General features: G+C 60.2%; 10 protein-coding genes and 1 pseudogene. 10 read left to right on the top strand and 1 reads right to left on the bottom strand.

The annotated features are described in order from the left end of the window. Positions 1-403 (top strand): annotated as a pseudogene (locus tag NKI41_RS31955) (transposase); the annotation flags it as partial. A 463-nt stretch (positions 404-866) separates the two neighbouring features. Further along, positions 867-2,819, top strand: a complete 1,953-nt coding sequence (locus NKI41_RS31950; protein WP_352686923.1) for a tetratricopeptide repeat protein — start codon at positions 867-869, stop codon at positions 2,817-2,819. A gap of 153 nt (positions 2,820-2,972) precedes the next feature. Here NKI41_RS31950 and NKI41_RS31945 read toward each other — a convergent pair whose 3' ends face one another. Continuing rightward, positions 2,973-3,620 (bottom strand): tyrosine-type recombinase/integrase, encoded by a 648-nt coding sequence (locus NKI41_RS31945; protein WP_352686920.1) that lies wholly within the window; start codon positions 3,618-3,620, stop codon positions 2,973-2,975. 519 nt (positions 3,621-4,139) lie between these two features. Between NKI41_RS31945 and NKI41_RS31940 the strand changes: the two genes are divergently transcribed. The 8 genes from NKI41_RS31940 (at position 4,140) to NKI41_RS31900 (ending at position 12,368) form a co-directional block, all read left to right on the top strand. Then, positions 4,140-6,797, top strand: a complete 2,658-nt coding sequence (locus tag NKI41_RS31940; protein WP_352686917.1) for an ATP-binding protein — start codon at positions 4,140-4,142, stop codon at positions 6,795-6,797. 83 nt (positions 6,798-6,880) lie between these two features. Next, on the top strand, positions 6,881-7,126 hold the full coding sequence (locus NKI41_RS31935; RefSeq protein ID WP_352503612.1) for a hypothetical protein: 246 nt from the start codon (positions 6,881-6,883) through the stop codon (positions 7,124-7,126). A 146-nt stretch (positions 7,127-7,272) separates the two neighbouring features. Then, positions 7,273-8,085 (top strand): alpha/beta fold hydrolase, encoded by an 813-nt coding sequence (locus tag NKI41_RS31930; protein ID WP_352686928.1) that lies wholly within the window; start codon positions 7,273-7,275, stop codon positions 8,083-8,085. Between the two features lie 394 nt (positions 8,086-8,479). Further along, positions 8,480-9,397: an alpha/beta fold hydrolase gene (locus tag NKI41_RS31920; protein ID WP_502901264.1), complete on the top strand. Its 918-nt coding sequence runs from the start codon at positions 8,480-8,482 to the stop codon at positions 9,395-9,397. A gap of 249 nt (positions 9,398-9,646) precedes the next feature. Further along, positions 9,647-10,396 (top strand): SDR family NAD(P)-dependent oxidoreductase, encoded by a 750-nt coding sequence (locus NKI41_RS31915; protein WP_502896536.1) that lies wholly within the window; start codon positions 9,647-9,649, stop codon positions 10,394-10,396. Between the two features lie 73 nt (positions 10,397-10,469). Beyond that, the gene (locus tag NKI41_RS31910) at positions 10,470-10,943 is read left to right on the top strand and encodes a nuclear transport factor 2 family protein (protein ID WP_352618179.1); all 474 of its coding nucleotides are present in this window, start codon (positions 10,470-10,472) and stop codon (positions 10,941-10,943) included. Between the two features lie 193 nt (positions 10,944-11,136). Continuing rightward, complete coding sequence (locus NKI41_RS31905; RefSeq protein ID WP_352618151.1) at positions 11,137-11,562, top strand: hypothetical protein; 426 nt, start codon at positions 11,137-11,139, stop codon at positions 11,560-11,562. 266 nt (positions 11,563-11,828) lie between these two features. After that, a complete protein-coding gene (locus tag NKI41_RS31900) occupies positions 11,829-12,368 on the top strand; it encodes a transporter (RefSeq protein WP_352618148.1) in 540 nt (179 codons plus the stop codon). The last annotated feature ends 164 nt before the right edge of the window (positions 12,369-12,532 follow it).

The raw sequence follows: 12,532 nt of genomic DNA, 5'->3' as shown, positions 1-12,532 counted from the left end.
TCGCGATTTCGAACAGCCGGCTGATCGCCTTCGACAAGAGCGGCGTCACCTTCCGCTACAAGGACTACCGCCGCGACGGCGCCGATCGTCAGCAGGTCATGGTGCTCGCGACCGACGAGTTCATTCGCCGCTTCCTGCTTCATGTCCTGCCACGCGGCTTCCATCGCATCCGGCACTACGGCCTGCTCGCCGGTTCCGCTCGCAAGGCCAGCCTCGCGCTGGCGCGCGAACTGCTGGGCGTCGCCGCGCCGCCCGACCCGGCGACCCCGATGAACCGGACGACTTTCACCCGCCATGCCCCTGCTGTGGCGGACGCATGATTGTCATCGAGGTGTTCGAACGGTGGAAGCAGCCGCGTGGACCGCCGGATGCGCCGACGACAAACCGGCAGAAGTGTCCATGACCCGGCATGGCATGCTCCAGCGTTCAGCCGCAGGCGCCCAGCCTCCGGCAACGGACCCACGCGTGTCCATGGTGATCATCGACGCCGAACGGGTCGCGTCCGGCCGCGCGCCGAGCCGACAATACCGCGTGGCTGAAAGGCGAAGCGGTCCGTCCGCATCAAACCCGCCGCTTGCCGACGGCGGTCGCGCCGTCGCCGACACCAGCCGCAAATCGAAATCCCCATAGCCATCGCCTGTGGCCCACGGGTTCCTTCCTCGGGGACTTTCGTACGCCTGCCGGCGCCCGAAACTCTTCACGACAGCGGAATGGCGGCTTGGAGGCTTGGAATGTGAGAAGCGGACGTTCAGGCGCCCCATGCATCGACGCGATCTGACCCATTCTCGGAAGTCGGGCCGGATAGACTCCAGGCCAGATTACCAATACAATCCCAGGTGCTGGGTTTCTGAAAGTATTCAACCCACATGGCCGAGATTCGAACCCAACGCCGCCTTGCCGCGATTCTGGCTGCTGATGTCGTTGGCTTTTCGCGCCTCATGGAGCACGACGAGGCTGGCACACTGGCCGCTCTCAAAGCGCGGCGGCGCGATGTTCTGGTTCCATTGGTTGCCCAGTACCACGGCCGCGTGGTCAAGGTGATGGGCGACGGTGTGCTGGTGGAATTTGGCAGTGCGGTTGATGCCGTCCAATGCGCCGTCGAATTACAAAAGGGTTTTACCGGGGCCAACGAGAGCGTGGCGGAGGCCTACCGCATCGTCCTGCGTATCGGCATCAATCTGGGCGACGTCATCGTCGAGGGCAGCGATCTCTATGGCGACGGTGTCAACGTGGCAGCCCGGCTGGAGGGTCTGGCTGAGCCCGGCGGCATCTACGTCTCCGCCACCGTGCACGATCATGTCACCGGCAAGCTGACATTGGCGTTCGACGATCTCGGCGAGCACGCGCTCAAGAATATCGCAAAGCCGGTGCAGGTTTACCGCGCCGGAACAGGGGGGATCGGCAAACGCGCGGTGCAACCGGTGCCTCAACTCCTGGATAAACCCTCGATCGCGGTTCTGCCCTTCGTCAACATGAGCGGCGATCCCGAGCAGGAGTACTTTTCCGACGGCATCACCGAGGACATTATCACCGACCTTTCGAAGGTGTCCGGACTCTCCGTCGTCGCGCGCAATACGGTCTTCACCTTCAAGGGCAAGGCGGTATTAATCGAGGAAGTGGCGAAGAAGCTGAATGTCGCCTATGTCCTGGAGGGAAGTGTACGCAAGGCTGGAGGACGGGTGCGCATCACGGCTCAGCTAATCAATGGTCGTGGCGGCGACCATATCTGGGCCGAGCGATATGACCGGACGCTGGACGATATCTTCAAACTGCAGGACGAGATTTCCAAGACTATAGTCGATGTCCTCAAAGTGAAGCTGTTGCCTGAAGAACTGGAGACTATTACAAACCGCTCGACCGACAACCCAGAGGCTTACGAGACGCTGTTGATGGGCAGGTCGTTCCTCAACAGGGGAGTCGAGACGAAGTTTATCAAAACAGCGCAGCGACTGTTTGCTAGAGCTGTTGAAGTTGACCCAAATTATGCGCGCGCTTATGCCGCTTTGGCTGATTGTGAGTGGCTTCTGTTGACTTGCAACGATCCCGACGCCAGCTTCGAGGCAGTCCTTTCCAACAGCTCACGGGCGCTCGAACTTGAGCCAGGTCTCGCTGACGCCCACGCATCACGTGGCGGGGCCTTGTTCGTAAATGGCCGGTATGCCGAGGCGGAAGTGGAGTTCGAGCGAGCTTTAGAGTTAGACGCCAGTTCTTCCGATACCTATTTCTCTTACGGCCGGAATTGTTTCATTCAAGGTCAATACGAGAAAGCTGCCGGTCTGTACCAGCGTGCCGTATCGTTGTCACCCGATGACTATCGGTTCTGGACCAATCTAGGGATGGTCTATATTTCACTTGGCCGCAGCGACGACGCCAAGGAAGCAAAAAGGCAAGGTGTGCTGCGAGTGGAAAAGGAAGTCAAAGCGCATCCCGACAATGCCACCGCGCTATGTTTCGGGGCCACAATGCTGGCGGAACTTGGCGAGATTGAACGCGCGCTGTCGTGGGCCTCCCGTGCTGAAATGTTCGCCGGAGACAACATTGCGGTTCAGTACAACATAGGCTGTTGTTATGCGAAGCTGGGCAAGACGGAGCAGGCTATCGATTGCCTGGAACGTCAGCTAACTGCATCACGTGCCTACCTCATTTTGCGCATGCCATGGATGCGTCAGGATAGCGACCTCGACTCGCTCCGCGCTCATCCCCGTTATGTCGCGCTTGTCAATCGGATGGGGGCCCAAATAGTCGCGACTGGAGCTCGAATATCAGCAGGCCACGAGGAGAGTGAAGCAATGACCCTGAATATGATGCCCAGAAAATGAGTTGGTTGAGGGCAGGTCCGTTCCTGGCGCAACTACGCCCTCAAGCGCCGTCGCCGGTAGTGTCCGCTGTAAGGCGGTGGCACAACTAACTTTAACGGCCGACATTGGCGCAAAGCATTCGCGGCTCCAATCGGGAAGTGAAGCCGCTGTTGGTCAGACCTCCGTTGCCTCGGCAAGTTCAAGGGCATCCTCGACGTCGACACCGAGATAACGGACCGTGTTCTCGATCTTGGTGTGGCCAAGCAGGATCTGGATGGCTCGAAGATTTCCCGTCGCCTTGTAGATGATGGACGCCTTGGTGCGTCGCAGAGAATGCGTGCCGTATTCCTGGGGTCTAAGCCCGATCGCCGCGACCCATTCGTCGACGAGACGGGCATACTGTCTCGTGCTCAGGTGAGCTGCGCGCTGCGCGGTCGATCCTGCTCGGAAATGCATAGTCATCAACGGTCCCGCCGCGTCGTTCCAGCGCTCCAGCCACACGAGAAGGCTCGCGCGAGCGTCACCCATCAACTCGAACTGCACTGGCCGCCCCGTTTTCTGTTGCACTACCATCGCGCGGCTGCGGATTTCCGGGCCGATTACAAGAGTGCCGATCTTGATCTTAACGAGATCGCAGCCCCGAAGCTTGCTGTCGATCGCCAGATCGAAGAGCGCTCGATCGCGCAGGCGCTGCTCCCGATCAAGGAAGAAACGGATCGCCCATATCTGCCGAGGCTTAAGAGGGCGTTTCGTGCCAACCTTCATGCCCGCATTCCAAGCGCAGTGATTGGTGGCAACGGGGTCGTAGTGTGAATTTCCCATTTCGTTTCTCCTTCGGCCATGATTGGCCCTGGAGGAACGCGTATGGCCTGTCAGGGTCTGGGCCGGGAGCGCACTGACAGCTCTCAGCTGCCGATCTTCAAGAGCGGACGTTCAGTCCGGTCGCTTTCTAACGTCCCGAAAGCTAACTTCCGGCGGGATCGGAAATGCTGACTCGATCCGGTGTCAAAATGTGTCGTGACCTGACCGCTGAGCCGCCCTTCATCAGCCCATTTCGCTGCTCGATAACCGACCCTTCACCGCAACCAGCGTTCCTGATCCCAAACCGGACATTGCGAGCGTCACCCCCGCTTTGAGCGATTCGCTCTAAATCGCGAGGACGGGAGTTCAACGAAGGGGCGCGTCCGACAGGCTGGCCTGTTTCCTCGCGTTATGCATTATGGAATTCTAAATTATCCGGGCATCAATCTGAGTTTTGAGTTGAAGACGAGCGTCGCACTCTCCTTCGGGTCGTTTACACTGGTGCCCGCCGAGCGCATGCTACTGCAGGGCGATCAAAGATTGAAGATCGGCAGCCGTGCGCTGGACATCCTCATCGTCCTGGCGTCGCGGCCCGGCGAAGTCATCTCTAAGGATGAATTCGTCTCGCTGGTCTGGCGGAACACGTTCGTCGAAGAAAACAACCTGCGCGTTCACATCGCATCGCTCCGCAGGATTCTCGGCGAAAGCAGCGACGCTCCGCAATACATCTCCAACATCCCCGGCCGGGGCTACAGCTTTGTGGCCGCCGTTTCTCATAAGGCGGCCCCTGTCAGTCTAGAGGGGCAGCCGGCCTTTGGCGGCAAGCCGTCGGTACCCCGTCTTGCGAACCGAGTTATCGGCAGGGAGGCGGTTATTGATCTGCTGGAGCGACAGATGCCGAAGCAAAGGCTGCTTACGGTCGTAGGACCAGGTGGTATTGGAAAGACGACGGTGGCAATCGCGCTTGCGGACCGTCTCAAAGACCAGTATCCGGGCGGGACCGCATTTGTGGATCTCGCTGGGATTTCGAACGGAGAACTGCTCACCGGGTCGATTGCCGCCAAGGCAGGCTGTGTGCTCTCGTCGTCTGATCCTCTTGCCGAGCTTGCCAGACAGCTCAACCACCGCTCGATGCTGCTCATCCTGGATTGTTGCGAACATCTGATCGACGAGGTTGCGGTGGTCGCGGAAACCCTGATCGCCGAGACGCAGCAGTTGACCATCCTTGCGACCAGCAGGGAACCGCTTCGTATCCCAGCCGAATGGGTTCTTCGCCTGCCACCCCTGGACTGTCCAGGCACCAACGAAGCGCTCGACGGCCCGGCTGCGCTGCGTTTTCCGGCAGTCCAGCTTTTCGTCGAACGCGTTTCAGCCAGCGTCGGCGGCTATTTCCTGAGCAACGCCGAAGCGCCAGTCGTGGGCGAGATTTGCCGACGGCTCGACGGCATCGTGCTTGCCATCGAGCTGGCCGCCGGGCGTGTGGATACCTTGGGCATTGCAGGCGTCGCGGAATCGTTGCGGAACAATTTCGACATCCTGACGCGCGGACGGCGCACGGCGCTTCCACGCCACCAGACGCTGCGCGCGACGTTGGACTGGAGCTATACGCTGCTCTCGTCGACACAACAGTTCGTCCTTGCCCAGCTATCGCTGTTCAACCAGGAGTTCACGCTCGAAGCGGCGCGCGCCGTTGTATCGGGCGAAGGGTCGGTCGATGTGGAAGGCAGTATCGTTGACCTCATCGCGAAATCGCTGGTGGTCGCCGACCGCAGCGCCCATCCCATCCGCTACCGCCTGCTCGACATGACGCGCGCCTATGCGGCGAAGAAGCTTTCGGCATCCGGCTTCGAGAACGAGGCGTCATACAGGCATGCGACCCACTACCGCACGCATTTCGACGATGCCGCGCGACAGTGGCAGGTCGCGCAGGAGCCGGTATCCCCGGAAATCTACAGCCGCGACATCGGCAATCTGCGGGCGGCCCTCGACTGGTGCTTTTCGCCAGCAGGCGAGAGCGCGATGGGCGTTGCGATGACGATCGCGGCGATCCCATTGTGGTATCAGCTGTCGCTCGTCGACGAATGCCTGTCGCGTGTCCAGCAAGCGCTGGACTGGCTTGAAAAGCAGCCGGAAGCCGACAAACGGAGCCTGATGCAGCTGCATGCGGCATTGGGTTTTCCGCACATGCGCGCGATTTCGGGCCGACCCAGCGGCGCTGAGGCGTGGACGCGCGCGCTCGAGATCGCCCGCAAAGTTGACGACGTGGACTTCCAGTTGCGTGCCCTCTGGGCACTCTGGGTGGATCGAACCAACAGCGGCGAACCCCGCGCCGGGCTCGAGATGGCCGAAGCCTTTCTCATACTGTCGGAGCGGTCGACCGACGACGCCGATCGGCTTATCGGCGAGAGGATGAAGGCCAGGTCGCTGCACCTGCTTGGCGACCAGACCGGTGCGGAGGACCATGTGCGGCGCATGTTGGCCGCCTATAAAGCGCCGGCTAACAGAGCACACCTTGCGCGCTTTCAATATGAGCAGCGCATTACCGCTCGCATTACGTTGGCGCGTGTGCTGTGGCTTCGCGGTAAGACAGACGAAGCTCTGCGCGAGATAGACGACCTTATCGAAACAGCGATTGCCGCAGGCCACAATCTTACGCTTTGCCACGCGCTGTCGGACGCGGCCTGTCCGGTATCGCTGATGGCGGGTGATCTGGCACGCGCCGAACGCTACACTGAAATGCTGCATCGACGCACGAGAGATCATGCGCTCGATGTCTGGCATGCCTATGCGGAGTGCTTCGAGGGCGACATCCTGATCCGGAGTGGCGAGGCGGCGACAGGCGTCACCCTCGTTCGCGAAGCTCTCGACCGATTGGATCGCGCGGGATTCTATCTCTATCAAACCGTCTTCCAGTCAATCCTCGCCTCCGGGTTGACGAGGCTTGGCCGAGAACCGGAAGCCATGGCTTTGCTGGATGGCGCACTGTCGCGATGTCAAGTTAGCGGCGAGGCTTGGTATTGCGCTGAGCTGATTCGCCAGAAGGGCGTGATCTTGGCCGGGCAATCCTCGCGCCGGCCCGACGCCCGGGCGCTCTTTGAGCGCGCGATAACGATTGCCCGTGACCAGGGAGCCACAATCCTGGAGCGACGTTCAGCCGACAGTCTTGCCGCGCTAAACAGGCACGTTAGCACCGTTTAGCATCGATTTACTGGTTTACACCGCTCTCCTGCGCGACTGTTTCGGCACCGAACGAAGCACACACTATGCCAAGGAACAGAGCGATGAACTCAACCCGCATTACCTCCTTTCGTCGAACTGTCGTGGCCGGCCTGACCAGCACCGCACTGCTCTCTGTTCTGACAACTGCCGTGCTGGCCACGCCAACAACTCCGGTTCAGCAAAATCAGGCAGCGGCATGCGGCGCCGCTTGCGTGGAGACGCAGACGCTCGATGTTGGCGGCATCGCCTACCCGCGTGAGTTCGGCGAGGAGGTCATCCGCTTCTTGGGCGATGAGACGCGGCCATGAGCGCCTTCCAATCCTCCGCTTCTTTCACCCGTCGCGACGTGCTTGCGGCAGGCATGGCCAGCGCCGCAGCGACGCTACTGCCGGCGAACCCAACCCAGGCGCTCTCGGCGGAAGTCGCCACCCAAACCAGAAAAGGAAAACAGACCATGGGCTTCATCACCACCAAGGACGGCACCGAGATCTTCTACAAGGATTGGGGGGCGGGCCAGCCGATCGTCTTCCATCACGGCTGGCCGCTCAGCGCCGACGACTGGGACAATCAGATGCTGTTCTTCCTGGAAAATGGCTACCGTGTCATTGCGCATGATCGCCGGGGCCACGGCCGCTCGACCCAGACCGCCACGGGAAACGAGATGGACACCTATGCCGCCGATGTCGCGGAGCTGGCCGAGGCGCTGGACCTCAAGGAAGCCGTCCACATCGGTCATTCGACCGGCGGCGGCGAGGTCGCGCACTATGTGGCGCGCGCCGAACCGGGGCGGGTTGCCAAGGCGGTGCTCATCGGGGCGGTGCCGCCAATCATGGTGAAATCGGACAAGAATCCAGGCGGCCTGCCGATCGAAGTGTTCGACGGATTCAGAGCAGCGCTTGTCGCGAACCGCGCTCAATTCTACATCGACGTTCCTTACGGCTTCAACCGGCCAGGCGCGAAGATTTCGCAGGGTCTCATCGAGAACTGGTGGCGGCAGGGCATGATGGGCGGCGCGAAGGCGCACTACGACTGCATCAAGGCCTTCTCCGAGACAGACTTCACCGAGGATCTCAAGGAGATCGACGTTCCGGTGCTGGTCATGCACGGCGATGACGACCAGGTCGTTCCTTACGCGGATTCCGCGCCGCTTTCCGTCAAGCTGCTCAAGCGTGGCACGCTGAAGACCTATGAGGGTCTGCCGCACGGACTCTGCGCTACGCATCCCGAGATCGTAAACCCCGACCTGCTCGCCTTCATCAAAGGTTAGCTGGCAGCGAAAGCGGAGACTTGCCGTGAATTCAACCAGCACGTCGACCTACCGACGCTCGTCCTGCACGGAGACGACGACCAGATCGTCCCGATCGCGGATTCGGCGCTGCTGTCGGCGAAGCTGATAGGTGATCAAAGGTGCACCGCACGGTTTATGCACCACACACAAAGACGAGGTGAACGCGGAGCTCCTCGCCTTCATACGCAAAACGGCTGACTACCCGCATCCTCCTCCACAGGCCCTTGACTGCGCTACGCGGGCAACCGCGTGCCCGCGTAGCGCCTTTCCTCAACAATCCCGGCAGCCGCCGGACAAAGGAGATCAAATGTTCACTTTCAATACCCGCCGCACCGCGCTGGTGTTCGCTGCTGCACTGCTTTCCTCGAGCCCAATGCCGATGATGGTCAATGCCCCTGTAAGCGCCGCCGCTGAGACCGTGGACGCGACCACCCATTACCACACCGTCAAGATCAGTGGCGTCGACGTTTTCTATCGTGAGGCAGGGCCGGCTAACGCGCCGGTTGTGCTTCTGCTTCACGGCTTCCCGACCTCTTCACACATGTTTCGCAATCTGATCCCGGCGCTTGCCGACCGCTATCACGTGATCGCGCCCGACTACCCGGGATTCGGCGAGAGCGCGGCACCTGATCACACCAAATTCGCGTACACCTTCGCTCACTACGCCGATCTGGTGGATGGCTTGCTGGGGCGACTCGGCGCGAACAGCTACGCTATGTACGTCATGGATTATGGCGCTCCGGTCGGATACCGGCTCGCGCTCAAACATCCGGAACGGGTAACCGCCTTGATCGTGCAAAACGGCAACGCTTACGAGGAGGGCCTGAAGGAATTCTGGGATCCGATCAAGGCCTATTGGGCGGACGGTTCGGCCGCGCATCGGAAGGCGCTGAGTTTCCTTGTCACGCCTGCCATCACGAAATTCCAATACACGGACGGTGTAGCCGACGTTTCCCGGATCGACCCGGACAATTGGGGACATGACCAGGTCCTCCTCGACCGTCCCGGCAACAAGGACATCCAGCTCGATCTCTTCCACGACTATGGCAGCAACGTTCCACTCTACCCGAAATTCCAGGCATTTTTCCGCGAGCGCAAGCCGCCGATGCTGATCGTATGGGGCAAGAACGACAAAATCTTCCCCGCCGATGGCGCCGGCCCATATCTTCGTGATTTGCCAGGAGCCGAGCTTCATTTGCTGGACACCGGGCATTTCGCGCTCGAAGACAAGCTGGACGAGATGGTTCCGCTTATCCGGGACTTCCTGGACCGCAAGGTGGTTACTAACTGAGCCGGCGTCAGCCGCGATCTGAGCGCTGGCGGCGTTACGGCCGCCAGCGGATGGCCGGAAAACGCCCGCCAGAATTTACTTTCGCCTCGCGGCTTTTGCCCGTGCTGCCTGGCCGCCTCCCGGCGCTCGATGGGTGTGCTCAGTCGAAACCTGAGCGCCGTCAATGAGGTTCGCCCGCCAGCCGTAGGCGCGGACCATACCGTCTCTCTTCATCGCCGCCGCGGCCAACTTGGATCAGGAGATTTCGTGATGAGCAAGCTCAACGGAAAAGTCGCAGTGATCACCGGTGCAACGAGTGGCATCGGTTTGGCCGCGGCAAAACGGTTTGCGGCGGAAGGCGCCCGTGTATTTATGACCGGCCGACGAAAAAAGGAACTCGATGCGGCCGTCAACGAAGTTGGCAATGATTCGCGAGGCATTCAGGGTGACATAGCGAATCTAGCCGATCTCGACCGCCTTTTTGAGATCGTGAAGGATGAGGCCGGCGCCATCGACATCCTATTCGCCAATGCGGGTGGCGGCGAATTTTCCGCTCTTGGCGCTATTACGGAAGAGCATTTCGACAGAACCTTTGGAGTCAACGTAAAAGGCACGCTCTTCACAGTCCAGAAGGCGCTGCCGCTTCTCCGTGACGATAGCTCGATCATCCTTACTGGATCGACCGCTGCGACCACTGGCACGCCTGGGTTCAGCGTGTACGGCGCCAGCAAGGCAGCAATCCGCAACTTCGCGCGCAGTTGGATACTCGATCTGGCCGGCCGAGGGATCCGCGTCAACATACTTGTTCCCGGCGCGACCTCTACTGCCGGCTGGCACGAGCTCGCGCCATCCGAGGAGGCACACAAAGAGATGATCCGGTTCGTGTCGACAAGAACGCCGTTAGGGCGTCTCGCTGACCCCGACGAAACCGCAAGCGCGGCCCTCTTCCTTGCTTCCAGCGACAGCAGCTTCGTCACGGGAAGCGAGCTGTTTGTGGATGGCGGCTCCGCGCAGATCTAGATTTCAGGTTACGTCGTGGGGACCGTGACACAACCGCTTGCCAATCGGAACACTGACTGAAAAGAGAAAGATCATGCCTGAACAACGCCCGCCGCTGCCGCCATTCACCCGCGAAACCGCCATCCAGAAGGTTCGCAGTGCAGAAGATGGCTGGAACAGCTGCAATCCCGAACGCGTTTCGCTCGCCTATACTGTTGACAGCTATTGGCGCAATCGCTCGACTTTTGTGCAGGGACGCGATGCTATCGTCGCCTTCCTGACCGGCAAGTGGGTGCGTGAACTGAATTATCGGCTGATCAAGGAACTTTGGGCCTTCACGGACAACCGCATCGCCGTTCGCTTCGCCTATGAATATCACGACGATTCCGGCAACTGGTTCCGTGCCTATGGCAATGAGAATTGGGAATTCGACGAAAACGGCCTGATGCAAAAGCGCTTTGCCTGCATCAATGATTTGCCAATTCAGGAATCAGAACGCGAATTGTTCTGGGACCGTTCCGGACCACGTCCGGCCGATCATCCGGGCCTGTCGGATTTAGGATTGTAATCGTCGGAGAAGGTTCGAACTTTATTCCGGTTCTTGCCGAGATCCTCCGCGAACATGGCTTCGAAGGCGCGAGCCGCCATCCGCCAGAAGAACGGACTCGGGGAAATCTCGAAGTTGGCCCCACGGATCTGCCAAATCGTCCGGGTTCTCGTGCCATCTAGCACACCATCTAGCGGCTCGCAGGGAGCAATGAATGGCCCACAAATTCGCCGAAATCGGGTTCACTGACGCAGTGAAATCCGTGCAGCAAACGATGGGCAGCCGCAGCGCTTATGCACGCCGTGAAGTCGGTTCCACCGGCAACGTCGCCACGGACAGCCGTATTTCGCTGCTGCTGATCGACTCTCCGAACAGGCGCCGTCTCAAGATCTTCGGTCGAATGCATGTCATCGGTACCCAAGATGATGCGGCGCTCGCGGCAAGGCTGACACTCGCCGACTATGCTTCGGCGGTCGAGCGCGTGATGCTCATCAAGGTCGAGGCCTTCGACTGGAACTGCCCGCAACACATACCCCCGGCTTTACCGAAAACGATATTGCGGCAGCTTTCGCCACTCACCGGGAGTGTAGACGGATGCAGGACAAATCGCAGACATCGGAAGCGCCGATATTCGGCGTAGTTCATTGCGCTGCCGGTCTTCATTCTGCACGGCACGGCGGACAAGGGGACGAAGCCGGCCGGCAGCCAATTGTTTTCGACATTGTGGGCTCGTCCGACAAGACGCTCAAGTTATATCCCTCCCACTTTAACGACCTGCTGAACGATCTTGGCCGCGCAACGGTCATGTCGGTGTGCTGGCATGGATCGGGGCGCGTTTGCCGGTCGAGCAAACCTCTGCCGCAGCAGGTTGACGGTTCACAAGGCTCACGGGTGGAGTAAAGCAACGTGTTTCCGGAAGCGCCAATTCGCATTGCTGTCATGCTCAGTCCCGCGTCCGGCGACGGTTGTGTTGAGTTCTCTCGGTTCCTTGCCGTCTACTACGCGCTTCTGGATGCCGGCGCTGAAATGCTGCTTGCGTCGGTATCAGGAGGCTATCCCTGGCCGACGCGGCCCAAACGACCCGGCGGGGAAGGAAGCGAACTGGCGGCGCGGTTTCGAAGCGACCGGCATGCTCGCGATGATCTGGCAAACACGCTTACCTTTGGCCAAGTCTTCATCGAGGATTTTCATGGTGGCTTCTGCGTCGGTTTGCCGGGCTCAATCTGGAGCAGCAACGATGACGGCTTGGCGGGGTCGCTGATCGGTCGATTTCTGCAGGCCGGCAAACCGGTTGCAGTCCTCCCAAGCCTGTTCGACATCCAACCGAAAGGTGCGGGTGGCGGCCTGCTTATAATCGGCGATGGCGATTGGCCGCCGTCGCGGGCCGTTCATGCGCTCTTGGCTTCGGTTCCGAGGCTATCTGAGAAAGAGAGGACTCTCCCGTGACGCTCCACAGACGCAGTTTTCTTCGCGGTGCAGAAAGGTCCGCTTTCAGGCGGTCGCAAAGCTGGTCTCTACGGCCGAGATGCTGAAGGGTTTCGGGTGCCGTTAGGCGTACGAAAGTCTCTCATGCAGGAACCCGCGGGCCGCACGCTCTGAGCTATGGAGAT

The sequence above is a fragment of the Mesorhizobium sp. M0601 genome (assembly GCF_040320845.1).
Lineage (GTDB): Bacteria > Pseudomonadota > Alphaproteobacteria > Rhizobiales > Rhizobiaceae > Mesorhizobium.
Note: the sequence above shows the minus strand (reverse complement) of the source record. Positions and strands in the feature narration are given on the sequence as shown.

Coding starts and splice junctions, on each gene's coding strand:
- NKI41_RS31915 (WP_502896536.1), top strand. CDS start 9,647: ATGAGCAAGCTCAACGGAAAAGTCGCAGTGATCACCGGTGCAACGAGT.
- NKI41_RS31945 (WP_352686920.1), bottom strand. CDS start 3,620: ATGGGAAATTCACACTACGACCCCGTTGCCACCAATCACTGCGCTTGG.
- NKI41_RS31905 (WP_352618151.1), top strand. CDS start 11,137: ATGGCCCACAAATTCGCCGAAATCGGGTTCACTGACGCAGTGAAATCC.
- NKI41_RS31910 (WP_352618179.1), top strand. CDS start 10,470: ATGCCTGAACAACGCCCGCCGCTGCCGCCATTCACCCGCGAAACCGCC.
- NKI41_RS31935 (WP_352503612.1), top strand. CDS start 6,881: ATGAACTCAACCCGCATTACCTCCTTTCGTCGAACTGTCGTGGCCGGC.
- NKI41_RS31950 (WP_352686923.1), top strand. CDS start 867: ATGGCCGAGATTCGAACCCAACGCCGCCTTGCCGCGATTCTGGCTGCT.
- NKI41_RS31920 (WP_502901264.1), top strand. CDS start 8,480: ATGCCGATGATGGTCAATGCCCCTGTAAGCGCCGCCGCTGAGACCGTG.
- NKI41_RS31930 (WP_352686928.1), top strand. CDS start 7,273: ATGGGCTTCATCACCACCAAGGACGGCACCGAGATCTTCTACAAGGAT.